This window comes from Streptomyces sp. NPDC096324, from assembly GCF_044763015.1.
GTDB lineage: Bacteria > Actinomycetota > Actinomycetes > Streptomycetales > Streptomycetaceae > Streptomyces.
This window is the reverse complement of record NZ_JBIWFK010000004.1, coordinates 666,360-685,108: the sequence shown is the minus strand read 5'-3', so window position 1 is coordinate 685,108 and position 18,749 is coordinate 666,360. Positions and strand designations below refer to the sequence as shown.

The following is an 18,749-nucleotide window of genomic DNA, read 5'->3' as shown; positions in this document are numbered from 1 at the left end:
CCACCCCAACCGCTAAGGACCCTGATGTCACTGCCACTTGAAGGGCTCACCGCGATCGTCACCGGCGCGGGGCGCGGGCTCGGCCGGGCCGAGGCGCTGGAACTCGGCCGGCTGGGCGCCGCCGTCGTCGTCAACGACTACGGGCAGTCCGGACGGGACGGATCGGGCGCGGCCTCGGCCACCCCGGCCGAAGAGGTCGCCGCCGAGATCCGCGACGCCGGCGGCCGGGCCGTCGCCCACACCGGGGACGTCGCCGATCACGAACAGGCCCGCGAACTGGTCGAGTCGGCCGTCACCGCGTTCGGGAGACTGGACATCCTCGTCAACAACGCGGGCATCCTGCGCGACCGGATGGTCTTCTCGATGTCCGAGGACGAGTGGGACTCGGTCATCAGGGTCCACCTCAAAGGCCATTTCAACACCACCCACTTCGCCTCCGCGCACTGGCGGGCCCGCTCCAAGACGGCCGACGGGCCCGTCTACGGGCGGATCGTGAACACCTCCTCCGAGGCGTTCCTCGCCGGCTCCGCCGGACAGCCCAACTATGCGGCGGCGAAGGGCGGAATCGTCGGCCTGACCACCTCGACGGCGCTGGCACTCGCCAAGTACGGCGTCACGGCCAACGTCATCTGCCCACGCGCCCGCACCCGTATGACGGAGGACGTCTTCGCCGGATTCGGACAGCCGGACGAGGGCCTCGACCCGCTCGCCCCCGAGCATGTCGCCCCGCTCGTCGGCTACTTGGCCTCACCCGCCGCCGCGCACGTCAACGGGCAGCTCCTCGTCGTGCACGGCGGAATGGTCGCGGTCGTCGAACGGCCGCGGGTGGCGGCGAAGTTCGACAGCAAGCAGGACACCTTCAGCCACGATGAACTCGACGCGCTGCTCACCCCGTACTACGCGGACCGGCCGAGCGGCGAGACCTTCGCGGCGATGGAGGTGCTGGGGCTCAAACGGGAGGGTTCTCCTCGCTGAGGGCTCGCCTCGTCGAGCGGAGGGGTCGCCTCGCTGAGCGGACGGCCGTCGGCGGGCCGTGGTCGGCTGTCGGCCGGGGTGGGGCAGCCCCACCGGCCGGGGGGAGCCCCACACGGAGACGGCCCCGCTCGCCATGGTGCGAGCGGGGCCGTACGCCGGTTTCGGCTGTCGTGAGGTCCGTCAGACCGCCGTGGCCGACTGGCCGGACGGCTTGCGGTGGCGGCCCTGAGGGGTCGCCTCGTCGTCGTGGCCGGAGACCGGGCCGCGGTGTCTGCCGTGGCCTTCGGACCGGGCGGCCGACGTCTCGTGGACGTCGGTGCCCGGCGCTTCCATGGTGCTCGAGTCGTTCATTGAAGTGTTCACCCCGTATGCAAGATCCTTCTTTACAGCCGGGGGAGTCTAACGTGCGGTCATCGCACGGGAGTCGGAGGGTGACGTTTCTTCGCCCGTGCTGCCCCTTTTCTCCTCGTCCGTGTGGGCCAACACACTCGGAACCCCGGATTCCGCGGGTCCGTGCGCCACGGCGGCGAGGGGCCTCAGGGCGACCTGTTCCCTGAACTCGCCGGCGGTCGGCACCGCGTCGGTGATCCCGTCCCCGGAAACGGTGCCGCCCGCGGGTGTCGCGCCGGGCGGGGCACCGAGGTTCATGCCGGGCGGGGGAGTCTCGGCGACCTTGGTCCAGAGGGTGGGTTCGGTGCGGGCGGGCTGGGTGCGGGCGGGCTGGGCGCGACCGGGATCGGTGGTGCGGCCGGGTCCGGCGACCGAGGCGGCTTCGGTGGGGGCCTCCGCCGCGATGTCCGCCTCGGGCTGCGGGGCGGACCCGGCCTCGATGGCGAGCCCGGCCTCGGCGGTGGCCTCGGTGGCCCCGATGGCGGCGGTGGCCTGGTCGATGCCGATGGTCGTGGCCGGCGGAAGCGGCCCGGCCGGTTCGAGGGTGACGGTCATGCCGCCCGGGAGTGTCCCGTCGGCCCGGGTCCTGAGACTCATGCCGGGCGGGGGAGTCTCGGCGACCTTGGTCCAGAGGTCCGCCTCGGTCGTGGGTGTCCCGGCGGGTGCGGTCCGGTGTCTCTGGTCCGGCGCCGGTGTTCCGGTGGGCCGGGTCCAGGTGTCCTGCTCCTGCGCGGGAGTCCCGGCGGGTCCGGTCCGGCGGCTTCGTTCCGGTGCGAGGGGCAGGGGAACCCTGGTCCAGCGGCTCGGTTGCGGCCGGGCGGGCCTCCCGGGCTCGGGGGCGCGTCGCGCGACCGGCCGGACCGGTTCGGTCCCTTCGCCGGCGAGCCGCACGACGGGCGGGAGCGCCCCGCCCGTCGCGAGGCCGGGGTTCGTGTCCGCCCACCGCGCTTCACCGGGCGAGGTCCTCGGGGTGAGGCTCGTCACCGTCGACAGCGGCTCCTGGCCCCCGGGCACGGGACCCGTACCGGCGGGTGATGCCCCCGTTCCGTCGGCGGCGCGGACCGTTTCGTCCCTCGGGGCGCGGGCGGTGCCGCCGCTCAGGGTCAGGTGCACCGGGAACGCCCGGGGCGACTCGGTTCCCGGGGCCGGGTGCGGTGAACCGGCCGGCGGCGCGGGCCGCAGGGGCGCCTGCTGGAGGGGGACCGGCCGCGGTGCGGGGAGACCGGGGGGAGCGGGATCCCCCGTGTCCGGGCCCCCCGCCCGCTCGGTCGCCTCCAGCCGGGCGACACCGCACGGGACGACCCCTGTCACGTACGGCAGGTGGAGCACCCCCTCCGCGGTCCACAGTCCGGTGCCGGGCAACCAGCCCTCCGGCGCCGGGCGATGGTGGATCCGGCGCTCGGCCGGACGCCACACCCCCACCCAGGTGCCGCCCGGTCCGTCCACGCGCAGGGCGACCGCGCAGGACTCCGGGGTCAGCACCTGGCCCGGCTGGATCGCGAACGGGCTGATCGAACACCCCGTCGCGCTCAGACAGTCCGGGAAGCGGACGGGCAGGGTGCTGCCGAGCACGCCCCAGCCGAGCCGGTCCCGGCCGGGCGACGGCGCGTCGGACCGGATGAGCAGGAGTCCGCTGTCCGCGTCCGCGAGGAGCAGCCGGTCGTTGCTGTGCTCGGAGATCTGGAGGAGCGGCGACACCTCTCCGCCGCGTTCCAGGTCGACGACCACGGTCTTCGTACGGCCGTCCTGGGAGCGGTCCAGCGCGAGCAGGCGTCCCGTGCGGTCCAGCCACACCCCTCCCGAGCAGTGGCCCGGGACCTCCGCCAGATGCTCCGGGCCGAACGCGCCGCCCGCCACCTGCCACACCGCCGTCGACCCCCGGCCCACCGCGAGGGCGTACGCGCGTTCCCCGTCCGGCGCGGGCGGCAGAAGCCGCAGCAGGGTGCCCGCGTCGGGGCACTCCACCGCGCCCAGCGGGAGCTCACCGGTGCCCGGACCGGTCGGATACAGGAGGGAGAAGGCGTGGCGTCCGTCGTTCACACGATGGATCAGCACCCTGCCGTCGGTCAGCGGCAGCACCTCGGTGCCGGGTGGTTCCGGCTGCGGACCGGGCAGCGGTACGGCGTACGGCTCGGGGCCGTCGAGGGTCCAGCGCTCCGGATACCAGGACTCGCCGTCGCGGGCGAGCCGTGCCCCGTAGGCGCCGTCGGCGGTGATCACGCAGACGGGAGGAGCGGCCCACCGGCTCGCGGCGTCACCGTACCCGCCGCCGATCGCGCGCTCGCTCCGCACCTCGGGTTCTCTCGCACCGGCCGTCATCGTTCGGTCACCTCCGGCGACGAAGGTAGTTTTCGCACGCACAGGCGGGGGGACGACGGGCTGTTGCTTCACACATAAGGGTGGCCCTGTCGGGATTCGCCTGAGGGAACGGGGCGGATGTGCTGAACGATGGCGGGAAGACGTGCGCCGGAAGGGGCGGGAACCCCGGCCCGCCCGCCGCCCCGGCGCGGACCCGCGCGTCCGCCGCCCGCGCCCGATACGGGCCGCCGGCCCACGACCGGTCGGACAGGGACGTGGGACAGGTAGCCTTTCCCCGTGCCCCGTCTGTCTGAAGTCATCGCCGCGCTCGACGCCCTCTGGCCCCCCGAGCGGGCCGAGGGGTGGGACGCGGTCGGCACCGTCTGCGGCGACCCCGACCAGGACGTCACGCGCGTCCTGTTCGCCGTCGACCCGGTCCAGGAGATCGTCGACGAGGCGGTGAAGCTGGAAGCCGACCTGCTCGTCACCCACCACCCGCTCTATCTGCGCGGTACGACGACGGTGGCGGCCGGCACCTTCAAGGGCCGGGTCGTGCACACGCTGATCAAGAACGACATCGCGCTGCACGTCGCCCACACCAACGCCGACCGTGCCGACCCGGGAGTCAGCGACGCGCTGGCCGGGGCGCTGGACCTGCGGGTCGTACGGCCCCTCGTACCGGACGTCACCGACCCCGAGGGGCGCCGTGGCCTCGGCCGCGTCTGCGAACTCGACCATCCGCTGACGTTGCGCGAACTCGCCGCCCGCGCCGCCGAGCGGCTGCCCGCCACCGCGCAGGGCATCCGCGTCGCGGGTGACCCCGACGCCCTGGTGCGGACCGTCGCGGTCAGCGGCGGCTCCGGGGACAGCCTCTTCGACGACGTGCGCGCCGCGGGCGTGGACGCGTTCCTCACCGCGGACCTGCGGCACCACCCGGTGTCCGAGGCCCGCGCCCACAGTCCTCTCGCGCTGCTCGACGCGGCGCACTGGGCCACCGAATGGCCCTGGTGCGAGCTGGCCGCCGCCCAGCTCGACGAGATCTCCGACCGGAAGGGATGGGGACTGCGCGTCCACGTCTCCCGGACGGTCACCGACCCCTGGACCGCCCACGCGGCCTCACACAACGACACATCAGGAGCCCCCAACTGAACGCCGCGCCCGCCGACCAGATCCGACTTCTCGACGTCCAGTCCCTCGACTCGCGCCTGCAGCAGCTCGCGCACAAGCGGAAGTCGCTGCCCGAGCACGCCGAGATCGAGTCGCTGAACAAGGACCTCACCCAGCTCCGCGACCTGCTCGTCGCCGCGCAGACCGAGGAGAGCGACTGCGCCCGCGAGCAGACCAAGGCCGAGCAGGACGTCGACCAGGTGCGTCAGCGTGCCGTCCGCGACCAGCAGCGCCTCGACTCGGGTGCCGTCACCTCCCCCAAGGACCTGGAGAACCTCCAGCGCGAGATCGTCTCCCTCGCCAAGCGCCAGGGCGACCTCGAGGACGTCGTCCTGGAGGTCATGGAGCGCCGCGAGTCCGCCCAGGAGCGGGTCGCCGAGCTGACCGAGCGGGTCTCCTCCGTCCAGGCGAAGATCGACGACGCGACCGCGCGCCGGGACGCCGCCTTCGAGGAGTTCGACGGTGAGGCGGCCTCGGTCACCAAGGAGCGCGAGGTCATCTCCGCCTCCGTGCCCGCCGATCTCCTCAAGCTCTACGACAAGCTGCGCCTCCAGCAGGGTGGCGTCGGCGCCGCCCGGCTCTTCCAGCGCCGCTGCGAGGGCTGCCGCCTGGAGCTCAACATCACCGAGGTCAACGAGGTGAAGGCGGCCGCTCCCGACGCCGTGCTGCGCTGCGAGAACTGCCAGCGCATCCTGGTGCGTACGTCCGAGTCCGGCCTGTAGGGAGGCTCGTCCGTGCGGGAGTTCATCGTCGAGGCCGACGGCGGTTCCCGGGGCAACCCGGGGCCCGCGGGCTACGGCTCCGTGGTCATCGACGCGGCCACCGGGGAGACGCTGGCGGAGCGCGCCGAGTACATCGGCGTCGCCACCAACAACGTCGCCGAGTACCGGGGCCTGGTCGCGGGCCTCGAGGCGGCCCGCGACCTCGACGCGACCGCACGGGTCAGGGTCCGGATGGACTCCAAGCTCGTCGTGGAGCAGATGTCCGGGCGCTGGAAGATCAAGCACCCGGACATGAAGCCGCTGGCGGCACGGGCGGCCGCGGTCCTCCCGGGCTCCCAGGTCACGTACGAGTGGATGCCGCGCGAGCGCAACAAGCACGCGGACCGTCTGGCCAACGAGGCGATGGACGCCGGCAAGCGCGGCGAGCCCTGGTCCCCGTCGGCGTCGACCGCCGAACTGAACGCCCGCACGACCCGCTCCACGCCCCCCGAGCCGACGGCCCCACCCGGCGACGCCACAGCGGGCGCGGCAAGGGCCCGAGCAGCCCTGAAGGAATCCCGCGCCGAGTCGCCCCGTGAGAGGCACGGGGAACTGCGCGCCGAGCCCGGGCCGGGCGAGACCCGGCCGACGACGCCGGGTGGCACGCACGTGCCCCGTGAGGGGCGCGGGGAACTGCGCGACCAGCCTCCGACGGGCGACGGCCGGCCGACGGTGAGGGGTGGCACCTCGTCGTCCGGCGGCGAAGCCGCGATCCTGGCGGCGGGGGCAGCGCCCGGTGAGGGGCGCGGGGAACTGCGCGACCAGCCCCCAACGGGCGACGGCCGGCCGGCGGTGAGGGGTGGCACCTCGTCGTCCGGCGGCGAAGCCGCGATCCTGGCGGAGGGGGCAGCGCCCCGTGAGGGGCGCGGGGAACTGCGCGACCAGCCCCCGACGGGCGACGGCCGGCCGACGGTGACGGGCGGTACCCCGTCCCCCGGCGGCGAAGCCGGCAAGGCGCCCGCGGAGCGGGGAGACCCCGGCCGAGCCGGAGAGCCTGGTGACGCCGGCCGAGCCGAGAAGGCGGACGACGACAAGCGCGCCGCGAGAAACGTGACCGCCACCACACCCGCCGCAGGCTGGAGCGCACCCCCGGACATGGGCGCCCCCGCCACCTTCGTCCTGCTGCGCCACGGCGAGACTCCCCTGACCCCGCAGAAGCGGTTCTCGGGCAGCGGCGGCAGCGACCCCTCGCTGTCCGACGCGGGCCGCGAACAGGCCGAGCGCGTCGCCACGGCACTGGCGGCGCGCGGCACCATCCAGGCCATCGTGGCGTCCCCGCTGGCCCGGACCCGCGAGACCGCCGGCGCCGTCGCCGCCCGGCTCGGCCTCGACGTCGTCATCGAGGACGGCCTGCGCGAGACGGACTTCGGTGCCTGGGAGGGGCTGACCTTCGGCGAGGTGCGTGAACGCCACCCGGAGGACATGGACGCCTGGCTCGCCTCCCCGGAGGCCGAACCGACCGGCGGCGGTGAGAGCTTCGCCGCGACGGCGCTCCGCATGGCCGTCACTCGCGACAAGCTGATCGCCGCCTACGCGGGCCGCACGGTCCTGCTCGTCACGCACGTCACCCCGATCAAGACCCTCGTACGACTGGCCCTCGGCGCCCCGCCGGAGTCCCTGTTCCGGATGGAACTGTCGGCGGCGTCGCTGTCGGCCGTGGCGTACTACGGGGACGGCAACGCGAGCGTCCGCCTGTTCAACGACACCTCGCATCTGCGCTGACCCCGACCGGCCCGCCCGGCGGCCTCATCCCCGCCGCGCGGCCCGGTCGCGGAGGATCCCGGCGGTCTCCGGGTCCGCCGGGAGGAACGCCTCCAGATGGAGTTCGGCGAGGGTGACGTCCACCGCGGTGGCGAACGACGTCAACGTCGTGAGCAGCCTCAACTCGCCCTCCGGGCACCGCAGTCGCAGTGGTACGGCGAAGCCGAGATAGTCGGCGCCCGGCTCGCTCGCCGGCACGTACGCGGCCAACTCCTCGACCAGCGCGTCGAGACGGGGGTCGGGGCTGCGCAGGGAACGGGCCCGCAGGTTCTCCACGATGTGCCGGCCCCATGCGTCCAGGTTCACCACCCGTGACGCCATCCCGCGCGGATGAAGGGCCAACCGCAGGACGTTGACCGGCGGTTCGAGCAGCCCGGGTTCGACACCCTCCGTCAGGACGTCGAACGCCGCGTTGGCGGCGACGAGTTCACCGCGCGGCCCCGCCACCACCGCCGGATACGGCAGATGCCCTTCGAGGATGCTGTCCAGCGCCTCGCGTACGGGCTTCAGCGCGGCCGCGTCGAGCGACGACTCGGTGAACGCGGGAGCGTAACCGGCCGCCAGGAGAAGCGCGTTGCGCTCCCGCAGGGTCAGGCCCAGCGACTCGGCGAGCCGGATCACGATCTCTCTGCCGGGGACCGATCGCCCGCGCTCGATGAAACTGACGTACCGCTGCGTCGTGCCCGCCCGTGAGGCGAGCTCCAGTTGGCTCACCCTGCGCGCGTGCCGCCAGCGCAGCAGCTCCCGGGCGAAGGGCGGGGGCTCGGTGGAGATACCGGTCGTCATGCGGTCAGTTGTACGTCACGGATGCGACAGCGGCGCGGCGGCACTCGTCGTACCTCGCCGGGAATCACTCGTCATACCCTGCCGGGAATTGAGCGGGACTCCCGGCGCGGACAGCATGGACGCATCCACGCAGGAGCCCACCCAGGGAGCGGACATGCGCGCCTACCACCTCGAAACGCCCGGCACCGTCGACGGGATCGTGCCGCGCGAGTCACCCCGCCCCGAACCGGGGCCCCGGGACATCCTCGTCCGTGTCCGTGCCGTCTCCCTCAACAAGCGCGACCTGCTGATCCTGAACGGGACCTACCCCCTGAAGGCCGTGCCCGACGTGATCCCGCTGAGCGACGGAGCCGGGGAGGTCGTGGCGGTGGGGGCGGAGGTGACCCGGTTCGCGGTGGGTGACCGGGTGGTCGGCACGTACTTCCCGAACTGGCTGGACGGCCGCGTCACCCCGGACCGGTTCGACCAGCCCGGCGCCACCCTCGACGGCATGCTGACCGAGTACGCCTGTCTGGGCCAGGACGCCGCCGTGCGCGTTCCCGGCCATCTGACCTGGGAGGAGGCGGCCTGTCTGCCCTGTGCCGGGGTGACCGCCTGGCACAGCCTGACCGGCGGCGAGCCCGTCACCCCCGGCCAGACCGTGCTCACCCTCGGCACCGGCGCGCTGTCCCTCTTCGTTGTGCAGTTCGCCAAGACGCTGGGTGCCGAGGTGATCGCGACGACATCGAGCGAGGCCAAGGCGGACCGGCTGAAGGCTCTCGGCGCGGACCACGTCGTCGACTACGTCCAGAACCCCGAATGGGGGTGTGCTGTAAGGGAGTTGACCGGCGGTCGCGGCGCCGACCTCGTCGTGGAGACCAACGGGCCCGACACCATCGAGCAGTCGGTGCGCGCCGCCGCGCTCTACGGCCAGATCGTGCTCCTGATCACCGGCAACGGGCGCAGGTCCGGGATCGAGATCTCCAACGCGGCGTACGCGGCGAGTCTGGCCACGATCCGCCGGGTCTTCGTGGGCAGCCGCGCGCACTTCGAGTCCATGAACAGGGCTCTGGAACTGCACGGCACCCGCCCGGTCGTGGACCGCGTCCTCGGCTTCGACGAGGTGGGGGAGGCGTTCCGCTACTACGAGAGCGGCGCGGCCTTCGGCAAGGTGGTGATCCGCGTGAGCTGAGCGCTGAGTTGAGCGCCGAGTTGAGCCGAGCGGGCTCGGCGGGGCGGGCCGGGGAGGGGCGGTGGGCTCGATCAGCGCCGCGTGGGCGGGAGCACCTTCCATGCGGGGCGGGCGCGACTACCGCCGCAGTGCCGACGCCTCCCGCGCGAGGTCCTCCACCCGGCGCCAGTCCCGCGCGGCGACCGCGTCGGCCGGGAGCATCCAACTGCCGCCCACGCAGCCGACGTTGGAGAGCGCGAGATAGTCCGGCGCGCAGTCCGGGCCGATGCCGCCCGTCGGGCAGAAGCGCGCCTGCGGGAGCGGTCCCGCCAGTGACTTCAGGTAGGCCGTGCCGCCCGCGGCCTGCGCGGGGAAGAACTTCATCTCGCGCACCCCTCGCTCCAGCAGCGCCACCACCTCGGTGGTCGTGGACACCCCCGGCAGGAAGGGCAGCCCGGACGCCTTCATCGCGTCCAGCAGCCCGTCCGTCCAGCCGGGGCTGACCAGGAAGCGGGCGCCCGCCGCCACCGACGCGGCCACGTGCCCGGGCGTCAGGACCGTGCCCGCGCCCACCACCGCGTCGGGCACCTCGGCCGCGATGGCCCGGATCGCGTCGAGTGCCGCCGGGGTCCGCAGGGTCACCTCGATGGCGGGCAGTCCGCCGGCGACCAGCGCCCGCGCCAGCGGCACCGCGTCGGAGACGTCCGCGACCACGACGACGGGGACGACGGGTGCGAGATCCAGGACGGAGGCGTGCGGGGACGCGGGCGACGACGAAGTCATGCCGTCATCCTGCCCGGGGCGCGCATCATGCGCAAAGGTTGTTGCACATGTTGCAACGCTGGCGCGGATGCCCCCGGACGGACGACCGCCACACCCGGCGAACGCCCCTCAGCGGAGCCCCATGCGCGCAGCCCGCTCGGCGCAGCCCGATGCGCGGAGCCTTCAGCGGTGCCGATGCGCGCAGCCCTCAGCAGTGCCCGATCGGCAGAGCCCTCAGCGGAGCCGTTCTGCCGCAGCCCGATGCGCGGAGCCCTCAGCGGGGCCCGCGGCCGAGCCCTCAGCGGAACCCCTCTGCCGGAGCCCGATCAGTGGATCTCCCGCACCACCACGTCGAGCGCCCACGACCTGCCCGCCCTGCCGGGAGCCTCCGCCTCCACCGTGTACCCGAGGTCCCGCAGCGCCTCCGTCAGCTCCGCCGGGTTCTTCGGCGCGGCGTTCGCGGTCAGCAGGCTGCGGACGATCCGGCCCTTGGTCGCCTTGTTGAAGTGGCTGACGACGGAACGCTTCTCGACCCCGTTCACCAGCTGCGCGTGCAGCACCCGCACGGTCGCCGTCCGCCCGGCCACCTCGCCCTTGGGCTTCCACGCCGCGGTGTACGCCGAGGACCGCAGGTCCAGCACGAGTCCGTCGCCCGCGGCTTCGGGGAGCGCGGCGGCCATCGGCGTACGCCAGTGCGCGCCCAGCGCTCCGAGGCCCGGCAGCTTCACACCCATCGAGCAGCGATACGAGGGGATGCGGTCGGTCACCCGCACCGCGCCCCACAGTCCGGAGAAGACGAGCAGTGAACGGCCCGCTCGCCGCTTGGCGGCCGTGTCCAGCGAGGCCAGGTCCAGGGCGTCGTACAGGACTCCCGTGTAGATCTCCCCGGCCGGGCGCGTGCCCGCGGTCCGCAGTTCCGTGTTCTTCGCGATCTCGCCCCGCAGGCCCTCGCTCAGTCCGAGCACCTCGCGGGCCTTCTCCTCGTCGGCCACGCACAGTTCGACCAGCTCGTCGAGGACCGCCTGGCGTGCCTCCGCGAGCGCGGGCAGGGACAGCGACTCCGGCTTGAGCGCGGTTCCCCGGCCGGAGGGTGCCTTGCCCTCGGAGGGCGGCAGCAGCACGAGCACGGTTGGTTCTCCTCACAACGGATACGGACCGCCGCCAGCCTACGACGTACCCCCACCCCCCTTCCCCGCCCGGCCCAGGGCCCACCGGACCCCGCCACGCGGCACCGCTCCGGCGTGGCGGGCGTGGACCCGGTCCCCTCGCCCGGTGGGCGTTCCGGTTGGCCCCGGCCTACGCTCGATCCATGCCTCGCCGTCACGTCCGCGTCACCGGTGCCCCGCAGGCCCCGCTGCGAGCCGCTCTCCGCGCGCTGCGGACCGAGCTCGGCGTCCCCGGGAGTTTCCCGGCCGACGTCCTCGCGGAGGCCGGGCGGCCGGCCCGCCTGCCCGCGTACGACGCGACGGACATCCCCCTCTTCACCATCGACCCGCCGTCCTCCGAGGACCTCGACCAGGCGATGCACCTCGCGCGCCGCGAGGGGGGCGGCTACCGCGTCCAGTACGCCATCGCCGACGTCGGCGCCTTCGTGGCACCCGGCGGAGCCCTGGACGCCGAAGCACATCGGCGCGTGATGACGCTCTACTTCCCCGACGGCAAGATCCCCCTCCACCCGCCCGCGCTCTCCGAAGGCGTCGCGAGCCTCCTCCCGGGCCAGACCTGCCCGGCCGTCCTGTGGACGATCGACCTCGCCCCGGACGGCCGTACGGAGATCGTCGACGTCCGCCGTGCCCTGGTCCGCAGCCGGGCCAAGCTGGACTACGCGACCGCGCAGCACCGCATCGACACGGGAACCGCGGAGGAACCGCTCGCCCTGCTCAAGGAGGTCGGCGAACTGCGCGAGGCCCTGGAGATCGAGCGCGGCGGCATCTCGCTCAACGTGCCCGAGCAGGAGATCGTCGAGAAGGACGGGACGTACGAACTCGCCTACCGCGCCCCGCTGCCCGCCGACGGCTGGAACGCGCAGATCTCCCTGCTCACCGGTATGGCGGCCGCCGAGCTGATGCTCGACCACGGCACGGGCGTGCTGCGGACACTGCCCGCCGCACCCGACGGGGCGGTCGGACGGCTGCGCCGGACCGCACACGCCCTGCGCATCGACTGGCCGCACCACGTCTCGTACGCGCGGCTCGTCCGCTCCCTCGACCCGCACCTGCCGCACCACGCCGCCTTCCTCCAGGAGTGCACGACCCTGCTGCGCGGTGCCGGGTACACCGTCTTCCGGGACGGCGCGCTGCCCGAGGTCACCGCGCACGCGGCCGTCGCCGCGCCCTACGCCCACTGCACGGCCCCGCTGCGCCGGCTCGTCGACCGCTACGCCTCGGAGATCTGCCTCGCGGCCGCCGCCGGTCTGCCGACTCCAGAGTGGGTCCTCGCGGCACTCGACGCCCTGCCCAAGGAGATGGCCGAGGGCAGCAGACGCGCCGGCACCGTCGAACGCGAGTGCGTCGACATCGTGGAGGCGGCGCTCCTCAAGGACCGCGTCGGCGACTTGTTCGAAGCCTGCGTGGTGGACGTACAGGAACACGACCCCACGGCCGGGACCGTGCAACTGGAGTCCCCGGCGGTCTTCGCCCGGATCTCCGGCGGGACGACGGAACTGCCGCTGGGCGAACGCCTGCGGGTCCGGCTCACCCAGGCGGACCCCGGAACGGCGAAGGTGCGGTTCGAACCCGCCTGATCCCGGCGACGGCCTCCGGCATGGAAACGGGGGACGCGGACGTTGCCTCCGTAGAGCCGGAGCGGCGAACGCGACCGGCCGCGGCCGCGAGGGGGAGGGACGGCATGACCGGACGGGGAGAGGCGACGACCGGGCCCGCACGGCGCCCGGCGACGGCCGCCGCGGCGCCCGCCGTGGCCCGTGGCACGACCACGCCCGCGCGGCGGCCCACGAAACACCTCGTCAAAGAGGAGGCCCGCTGGACCCGGGCCACCCTCGGGCGGGACGGCCGGCCCCTGGACCTGCTGACCGCGCGCTTCGACCAACACCGCTACGCCCCGCACACCCACGACGAGTTCACCATCGGCGTCAGCGTCGGCGGCTCGGAACTCATCGGCTACCGCGGCGGGCACATACGGACCGGCCCGGGGTCCATCGTCGTGCTGGCCCCCGGCGAGACGCACACCGGCGGCCCCGCCGCCTGCGACGGCTACGCCTACCGGGCCCTCTACGCGGAGCCGTCCCTGCTCTCCGAGGGCGCCGTCGGCGGTCTCCCGCACTTCCGGGAACCACTGCTCGACGACCCCGAGCTCGCCACCGCGCTGCGCGCCGCGCACGCCGAACTGAGCGCCTGCCCGGACCCGTTGGAGGCCGAGTCCCGCCTGCCGTGGCTGCTCGCCGCGCTGACCCGGCGGCACTCCACGGCCCGCCCCGAACGCGACGAGGTCCCCGGCGCCGCGCGCATAGCCGACGCAGTACGGGACCGCCTGGCCGGCGAACTCCAGGCCCCGCCCTCCCTCGCCTCCCTCGCCGGCGACCTGGGGCTGTCCCGCTACCAGCTCCTGCGCGCCTTCCGTACGACGACGGGGATACCGCCGTACGCCTGGCTGGCCCAGCACCGGGTGAACCGGGCCCGCCGGCTCCTGGAGTCCGGGCTGCGCCCCGCCGAGGTCGCCGGACTCGTGGGCTTCGCCGACCAGGCCCATCTGACCCGCTGGTTCCGCCGCGTCCTGGGCGTGACCCCGGCGGCGTACCGGGCGAGCGTGCTCACGCCCCCGGCCGGAGCGCAACAGCGTTCAAGACACCCCGCGGGGCGGTGACCGAGACTGCCCGTATGACTGCACGCGGCTGGTTTCTGTTCTCCCTGATGGGAGTGATCTGGGGCATCCCCTACCTGATGATCAAAGTGGCGGTGGACGAGGTGTCCCCGTCGGTGGTGGTGTTCACGCGCTGCGCGATCGGTGCCGCGCTGCTGCTCCCCTTCGCGATCCGGCAGGGCGGCCTGGCCGGGACCGTACGGGCCCACTGGCGCCCGATGCTGGCCTTCGCGGTCATCGAGATCATGGTCCCCTGGTGGACGCTCACGGACGCCGAACGCCATCTGTCCAGCTCCACCGCGGGCCTGCTGATCGCCGGTGTGCCCATCGTCGGCGTGTTCGCGGCCCGCTTCCTCGGCGACACGGAACGGCTCGGCGCCCGGCGCGTCACGGGCCTCGCCCTCGGCCTGGCCGGAGTCGCGGTCCTCACGGCACCGCATCTGACCGGCGGCGACGCCCGGTCCCTCGTCGAGGTGCTGCTCACGGTCGTCGGCTACGCCACCGCGCCGCTCATCGTCGCCCGCCGCCTCAAGGACGTGCCCTCGCTCCATCTGACGGCCCCCTGCCTGGCGCTGGCGGCGCTGGTCTACGCGCCCGCGGCGGCCTTCACCCGGCCGGAGGCGATACCTTCCGGACAGGTCCTGGCAGCCATCGCGGGCCTCGGCGTCATCTGCACGGCCGTCGCCTTCGTGGCCTTCCTGGAACTGATCAAGGAGGCGGGCCCGACCCGGGCGACGGTGATCACGTACGTCAATCCGGCGGTCGCGGTCGCGGCGGGCGCCCTCCTCCTGGACGAGCACCTGACCGCCGGGATCCTCGCCGCCTTCGCCCTCATCCTGGCGGGCTCGGTCCTGGCCACGGCGACCGCCGGTCCCCGGCGTCCCGCCCGCCCGGTACCATGGTCGGCACGGCAGACGAGCCGGGCGGACGGCCGCGTGGAGGTTCTTGTGGACCTTCCCGAGGAACGTCCGGACTCCATAGGGCAGGGTGGTGGCTAACGGCCACCCGGGGTGACCCGCGGGACAGTGCCACAGAAAGCAGACCGCCACGAACTCCGGTTCGCGGTAAGGGTGAAACGGTGGTGTAAGAGACCACCAGTGCCCAGGGTGACCTGGGCAGCTAGGTAAACCCCACCCGGAGCAAGGTCAAGAGGAGCCGCTCTCTCGGAAGGGAAGGCGGCTCTGCGCGAACGTTCGAGGGCTGCTCGCCCGAGTTCGCGGGTAGACCGCACGAGGCCGGCGGCAACGCCGGCCCTAGATGGATGGCCGTCTCCCCGGCCGCCGCGAGGCGACCGGGCGACAAAATCCGGCGTACAGCCCGACTCGTCTGCCCTGTTCCTCGAACAGGGCCCCATTAACAGGGCCTCATTCCTCGAACAGGGCCTCCTGCTTGCCCTCCCGTGCCGTGCGCACCCGGTTGTTCCGGACGCCCACGACCACCGCGGTGACCGCGGTCGTCGTACCCAGCGCGACCGGCACCATCCAGCCCCGGTTCACCGCGTGGCCCATCAGATGGTCGAGCGACAGCCGGCCCGGACCCGCCACCGCGAGACCCGCCGCCGCCAGCCCGAGCGAGACCGTGTACTCGTAGCCGCCGCTCTGCGCGAAGAACCCGTTCGGCACGTGCACGGCCGCCGCGCCCGCCATCGCGCCGGCCGCCGCGGCACCGGCCGCGGGCGTGGCGAGGCCCAGTGCCAGCAGGACGCCGCCGCCCGCCTCCGCGAGGCCCGCGGCCGTGGCGCTCGCCTTGCCGGGCGCGTACCCCATGGCCTCCATGGCCTGTCCGGTGCCCTCGATGCCACCGCCGCCGAACCAGCCGAACAGCTTCTGCGCTCCGTGCGCGGCCAGTACGCCGCCGGTGCTCAGCCGGATCAGCAGCAGTCCCAGATCACGCCGGTCGATACAGGTCACGGTGACTCCCAGTCCAGACGGCGGCAACGGTTTCCTCCCGCGTGTCCACCGTCGCACCGATCGCACCGGCCCGGCGGGCCCGCGCCGCCGTTCGGGTGGCGGGTGCGGGGAGCCGGTGTGAGGGTGGCTCCCATGACCATTCAGCCAACGCGCCTCAGCGACCCGGCCGTCCGGGCCTTCGTCACCGCGGTGAACGCCCATGACCGGGACGCGTTCGAGGCCCTTCTCGCGCCGGGCGCGACCATGTCGGACGACGGTTCCGACCGTGACCTCGCCGACTGGACCGACCGGGAGATCTTCTCCTCGCGCGGCCACATGGACGTCGACAGCGAGTCCGACGGGGGGCGTTCCCTCCTCGTGCGGTACCGCAACGACACGTGGGGCGAGATGAAGACCCGGTGGAGCTTCACCGTCGCCGACGGCGGCAGGATCAGCCGTTTCGAGACCGGCCAGGCGTGAACGCCGACGGGCCGCTCACCGAGGTGCGGTGAGCGGCCCGGGGGCGCGGGGAGCGTGAGGTGCGGGGTGCGGGGTGCGGGGTGCGTACGGAGGCCGGGGCCACCGTGGGGCTCAGTAGCCCTGGGCGGCCCCGTACTGTTCCCGCGCGTACTCCTGCGGTGTGAACTGCCGCTGCGGGGACGGGTGTCCGGAACCCGAGGGGACGGCCCGGCGGGCACCCTGCTCGGTCAGGGTGATCTGCCCCGCCTTGATGGTCGCGAGGCGCGGCGCGCGACGGGCGATGGACGAGTCGTGGGTGACCATGATGAACGTCAGCCCGTACTCGTGCCACAGCCCTTCGAGCAGGCCCATGATGTCGTCGCGGGTGCCCTCGTCGAGGTTGCCGGTCGGCTCGTCGGCGAGCAGTACCTTCGGCTTCTTGACCAGGGCCCGGGCGATGGCCACGCGCTGCTGCTGACCGCCGGACAGCTCGGTCGGGACGTGTGTGAGCCGTTCGCCGAGACCGACCGAGCGGAGCGCCTCCGCGGCGCGCTCGCGCCGCTCGGCGGGCTTGACCCCGAGCGGTACGAGGGCGGTCTCGACGTTCTCCTGCGCGGTCAGCGTCGGGATGAGGTTGAACGACTGGAAGATGATGCCGATCTTCTCGGCCCGCAGCCGGGTCAGCTTGGCCTCGCTGATGGTGCCGAGGTCCACGCCGTCCAGCTCGACGGAACCGGAGGTCGGCCGGTCGAGCCCGCCGATCATCTGGAGCAGCGTCGACTTGCCGCCGCCCGTGGGGCCCTGGATGACGAGCTGGTCGCCGTCCTCGATGGTGAGGTCGACGCCCCGCAGGGCCTCGACCGTCTCCTTGCCCCGCGTATAGCGCTTGGTGACGCCGGTGAGCTTGTACATGAAGGTTCTCCGAGGATGAAGGGGGTGGGGCGCCGCGGCCCGGGGGGAGTGGACGCGGCGCCCCGACTCGTGGGGTGGGCCCGGGGGTGGGTCAGGAGACGCTGCGGAGCGCGTCCGCCGGGCGCATCCGGGAGGCGCGCCAGCCGCCCATCGCTCCGGCGATCAGACCGCCGGTGACGGCCAGGCCCACGGCGAGCGCGATGGTGGTCACCGACACCGGCGCGGACAGCGCGATGTCGATGGTGTTCTTGGCGGCGGAGGCCGCCTGCCCGCCGGGACCGCCGCCGCCGGGGCCGCCCGGGCCGCCGGTGGAACCGGTGGAGCCGAGCTCCGCCGTCAGCTTCGGGCTGATCGCGGTGACGGTGTAGGCCGCCGCGAGTCCGAGGCCGATGCCGAGGACGCCGCCGAGCAGACCGTTCACGATCGACTCGCCGACGACCTGCCGGGTGACCTTGCGGGACGGCCAGCCGAGCGCCTTCAGCGTGCCGAACTCACGCACCCGGCGGGAGACGGCGGAGGAGGTGAGCAGCGCGGCGACCAGGAACGCGGCGATCAGGACGGCGATGGACAGCCACTTGCCGACGCTCGTCGCGAGGTTCGAGGCGGTCGACAGCGAGCCGGAGACGGTGTCCGCGAGGTCGGCGGAGGTGGTGACGGTCGTCCCGGAGATGTTCTTCTGGATGGTCGTCTTGACCGTGGCGATCTGCTTCGAGTCGGTCGCCTTGACGTAGATCGTGGTGACCTTGTTCTTGGCGTCACCGAGGGTCTGGGCCTGCTTCAGCGGCAGGTAGACGTCGGTGGTCGACTCGCTGCTGTCGGGCGTCGCGATGCCGATGACCTTGTACTTCTTGCCGGAGATCTTGAGGGTCGAGCCGACCTTGTACTTGTTCTCCTTGGCGTACGACTTGCTGAGCACCGCGACCTTCGCGGAACTCTGCGCCGCCGTGAACGTCGCGCCCGTGGTGATCTTCGAGGTGGCCAGCGGACCGAGTTCCTGGTGGCTCACGTCGACGCCGGCGACCGAGTAGGAGTTCACGTCGAAGGAGGCGCCGCCGCCCTGTACCTGGGGCGCACCGGTGCTGCCGCCCTGGCCGCCGGGTCCGCCCTGCTGGCCGGAGCCCGAGGTGGTGGACTTCGCCTTGCCCTGGGTGAACGAGCCGTCGACCTTGGTGACGTTCAGGCTCAGCGCGCCCACGGCGCTCGCCACGCCCTTCTGCGCGGCGACCTCGGTGACGAGCGAGGACTTCAGCGACTGTCCGCCCTGGGTCATCACCCGGTCCGAGCTCTGTGTCTTGCTGCTGTCCGACTTGGCGTCGAAGTCGAACTTCGGGCGGCCCGACGAGTTGCTGGACGGTGCCGCCTGGGCCTTGGTGACCGTCATGTCCGTGCCGAGCCCGTACAGCGACTTCAGGACTTTCTCCTGGGCCTGCTGCATGCCGGCCGACACCGAGTTGACGGTGATGACCAGCGCGATACCGAGCGCCAGACCCATGGCGATCACCAGTGCCGCCTTCTTGCGCCGGCTCAGCTCTCGCTTGAGATAGATGCCAAACATCCCGTTCCTCAAAGGTTCTTGGCGCCCCCCTGTGGGCGCAGTCACAAGCTAGGGAGGAACCTTTG

Annotated in this window: 16 protein-coding genes, 1 other RNA gene and 1 pseudogene; 10 read left to right on the top strand and 8 right to left on the bottom strand. The window is 73.3% G+C overall.

Annotated elements, in window-relative coordinates; genetic code table 11:
- The first annotated feature begins 24 nt into the window (after positions 1-24).
- Positions 25-975, top strand: coding sequence for a 3-oxoacyl-ACP reductase (locus tag ACIQ7M_RS13765; RefSeq protein ID WP_386987677.1), 951 nt, complete (start codon positions 25-27; stop codon positions 973-975).
- A gap of 180 nt (positions 976-1,155) precedes the next feature.
- On the opposite strand, the gene ACIQ7M_RS13760 is transcribed toward ACIQ7M_RS13765, so the two are convergent.
- Both ACIQ7M_RS13760 and ACIQ7M_RS13755 read right to left on the bottom strand, forming a co-directional pair.
- Entirely contained in the window at positions 1,156-1,326 is a 171-nt protein-coding gene (locus ACIQ7M_RS13760) for a hypothetical protein (RefSeq protein ID WP_403643347.1), read from the bottom strand.
- A gap of 48 nt (positions 1,327-1,374) precedes the next feature.
- Positions 1,375-3,684: a hypothetical protein gene (locus tag ACIQ7M_RS13755; protein WP_403643345.1), complete on the bottom strand. Its 2,310-nt coding sequence runs from the start codon at positions 3,682-3,684 to the stop codon at positions 1,375-1,377.
- A gap of 276 nt (positions 3,685-3,960) precedes the next feature.
- On the opposite strand from ACIQ7M_RS13755, the gene ACIQ7M_RS13750 reads away from it, so the two are divergent.
- Genes ACIQ7M_RS13750 through ACIQ7M_RS13740 form a run of 3 tightly spaced genes read left to right on the top strand, consistent with a single transcriptional unit; the run spans position 3,961 to position 7,313 of the window.
- The gene (locus ACIQ7M_RS13750) at positions 3,961-4,812 is read left to right on the top strand and encodes a Nif3-like dinuclear metal center hexameric protein (protein ID WP_403643342.1); all 852 of its coding nucleotides are present in this window, start codon (positions 3,961-3,963) and stop codon (positions 4,810-4,812) included.
- Positions 4,809-5,552, top strand: a complete 744-nt coding sequence (locus tag ACIQ7M_RS13745) for a zinc ribbon domain-containing protein (RefSeq protein WP_386987704.1) — start codon at positions 4,809-4,811, stop codon at positions 5,550-5,552. The genes ACIQ7M_RS13750 and ACIQ7M_RS13745 overlap by 4 nt, the downstream gene beginning before the upstream one ends.
- A gap of 12 nt (positions 5,553-5,564) precedes the next feature.
- A complete protein-coding gene (locus ACIQ7M_RS13740; protein ID WP_403643339.1) occupies positions 5,565-7,313 on the top strand; it encodes a histidine phosphatase family protein in 1,749 nt (582 codons plus the stop codon).
- Positions 7,314-7,337: 24 nt separating this feature from the next.
- On the opposite strand, the gene ACIQ7M_RS13735 is transcribed toward ACIQ7M_RS13740, so the two are convergent.
- Positions 7,338-8,138: a helix-turn-helix domain-containing protein gene (locus ACIQ7M_RS13735; RefSeq protein WP_386987686.1), complete on the bottom strand. Its 801-nt coding sequence runs from the start codon at positions 8,136-8,138 to the stop codon at positions 7,338-7,340.
- Positions 8,139-8,226: 88 nt separating this feature from the next.
- Here ACIQ7M_RS13735 and ACIQ7M_RS13730 point away from each other — a divergent pair, with 88 nt between their 5' ends.
- Positions 8,227-9,309 carry an NAD(P)-dependent alcohol dehydrogenase gene (locus tag ACIQ7M_RS13730; RefSeq protein ID WP_403643336.1) on the top strand — a complete coding sequence of 361 codons (1,083 nt, stop codon included), beginning with the start codon at positions 8,227-8,229 and terminating at the stop codon, positions 9,307-9,309.
- Positions 9,310-9,426: 117 nt separating this feature from the next.
- Here ACIQ7M_RS13730 and eda read toward each other — a convergent pair whose 3' ends face one another.
- Together eda and yaaA are read right to left on the bottom strand one after the other, a co-directional pair.
- Positions 9,427-10,071 (bottom strand): bifunctional 4-hydroxy-2-oxoglutarate aldolase/2-dehydro-3-deoxy-phosphogluconate aldolase, encoded by a 645-nt coding sequence (eda, locus tag ACIQ7M_RS13725; RefSeq protein ID WP_386987691.1) that lies wholly within the window; start codon positions 10,069-10,071, stop codon positions 9,427-9,429.
- 305 nt (positions 10,072-10,376) lie between these two features.
- On the bottom strand, positions 10,377-11,177 hold the full coding sequence (gene yaaA / locus ACIQ7M_RS13720) for a peroxide stress protein YaaA (RefSeq protein WP_403643332.1): 801 nt from the start codon (positions 11,175-11,177) through the stop codon (positions 10,377-10,379).
- A 182-nt stretch (positions 11,178-11,359) separates the two neighbouring features.
- On the opposite strand from yaaA, the gene ACIQ7M_RS13715 reads away from it, so the two are divergent.
- From ACIQ7M_RS13715 to rnpB, 4 genes and pseudogenes are all read left to right on the top strand, one after another.
- Positions 11,360-12,793, top strand: a complete 1,434-nt coding sequence (locus ACIQ7M_RS13715) for an RNB domain-containing ribonuclease (protein WP_403643329.1) — start codon at positions 11,360-11,362, stop codon at positions 12,791-12,793.
- A gap of 104 nt (positions 12,794-12,897) precedes the next feature.
- Complete coding sequence (locus tag ACIQ7M_RS13710) at positions 12,898-13,872, top strand: AraC family transcriptional regulator (protein ID WP_386987699.1); 975 nt, start codon at positions 12,898-12,900, stop codon at positions 13,870-13,872.
- A 14-nt stretch (positions 13,873-13,886) separates the two neighbouring features.
- Positions 13,887-14,714 (top strand): annotated as a pseudogene (locus ACIQ7M_RS13705) (DMT family transporter); the annotation flags it as partial.
- Positions 14,715-14,784: 70 nt separating this feature from the next.
- An RNA gene (rnpB, locus tag ACIQ7M_RS13700) (RNase P RNA component class A) lies at positions 14,785-15,198 on the top strand.
- Between the two features lie 35 nt (positions 15,199-15,233).
- On the opposite strand, the gene ACIQ7M_RS13695 is transcribed toward rnpB, so the two are convergent.
- Positions 15,234-15,779, bottom strand: a complete 546-nt coding sequence (locus tag ACIQ7M_RS13695; RefSeq protein ID WP_403643326.1) for a DoxX family membrane protein — start codon at positions 15,777-15,779, stop codon at positions 15,234-15,236.
- 132 nt (positions 15,780-15,911) lie between these two features.
- Here ACIQ7M_RS13695 and ACIQ7M_RS13690 point away from each other — a divergent pair, with 132 nt between their 5' ends.
- Positions 15,912-16,238, top strand: coding sequence for a nuclear transport factor 2 family protein (locus ACIQ7M_RS13690; protein ID WP_355762427.1), 327 nt, complete (start codon positions 15,912-15,914; stop codon positions 16,236-16,238).
- A 111-nt stretch (positions 16,239-16,349) separates the two neighbouring features.
- On the opposite strand, the gene ACIQ7M_RS13685 is transcribed toward ACIQ7M_RS13690, so the two are convergent.
- Together ACIQ7M_RS13685 and ACIQ7M_RS13680 are read right to left on the bottom strand one after the other, a co-directional pair.
- The gene (locus tag ACIQ7M_RS13685) at positions 16,350-17,129 is read right to left on the bottom strand and encodes an ABC transporter ATP-binding protein (protein WP_403643322.1); all 780 of its coding nucleotides are present in this window, start codon (positions 17,127-17,129) and stop codon (positions 16,350-16,352) included.
- A gap of 91 nt (positions 17,130-17,220) precedes the next feature.
- Positions 17,221-18,684: an ABC transporter permease gene (locus ACIQ7M_RS13680; protein WP_355762421.1), complete on the bottom strand. Its 1,464-nt coding sequence runs from the start codon at positions 18,682-18,684 to the stop codon at positions 17,221-17,223.
- Positions 18,685-18,749 lie beyond the last annotated feature (65 nt).

Coding starts and splice junctions, on each gene's coding strand:
- ACIQ7M_RS13735 (WP_386987686.1), bottom strand. CDS start 8,138: ATGACGACCGGTATCTCCACCGAGCCCCCGCCCTTCGCCCGGGAGCTG.
- ACIQ7M_RS13680 (WP_355762421.1), bottom strand. CDS start 18,684: ATGTTTGGCATCTATCTCAAGCGAGAGCTGAGCCGGCGCAAGAAGGCG.
- ACIQ7M_RS13755 (WP_403643345.1), bottom strand. CDS start 3,684: ATGACGGCCGGTGCGAGAGAACCCGAGGTGCGGAGCGAGCGCGCGATC.
- ACIQ7M_RS13685 (WP_403643322.1), bottom strand. CDS start 17,129: ATGTACAAGCTCACCGGCGTCACCAAGCGCTATACGCGGGGCAAGGAG.
- ACIQ7M_RS13690 (WP_355762427.1), top strand. CDS start 15,912: ATGACCATTCAGCCAACGCGCCTCAGCGACCCGGCCGTCCGGGCCTTC.
- ACIQ7M_RS13765 (WP_386987677.1), top strand. CDS start 25: ATGTCACTGCCACTTGAAGGGCTCACCGCGATCGTCACCGGCGCGGGG.
- eda (WP_386987691.1), bottom strand. CDS start 10,071: ATGACTTCGTCGTCGCCCGCGTCCCCGCACGCCTCCGTCCTGGATCTC.
- ACIQ7M_RS13715 (WP_403643329.1), top strand. CDS start 11,360: ATGCCTCGCCGTCACGTCCGCGTCACCGGTGCCCCGCAGGCCCCGCTG.
- ACIQ7M_RS13710 (WP_386987699.1), top strand. CDS start 12,898: ATGACCGGACGGGGAGAGGCGACGACCGGGCCCGCACGGCGCCCGGCG.
- ACIQ7M_RS13760 (WP_403643347.1), bottom strand. CDS start 1,326: ATGAACGACTCGAGCACCATGGAAGCGCCGGGCACCGACGTCCACGAG.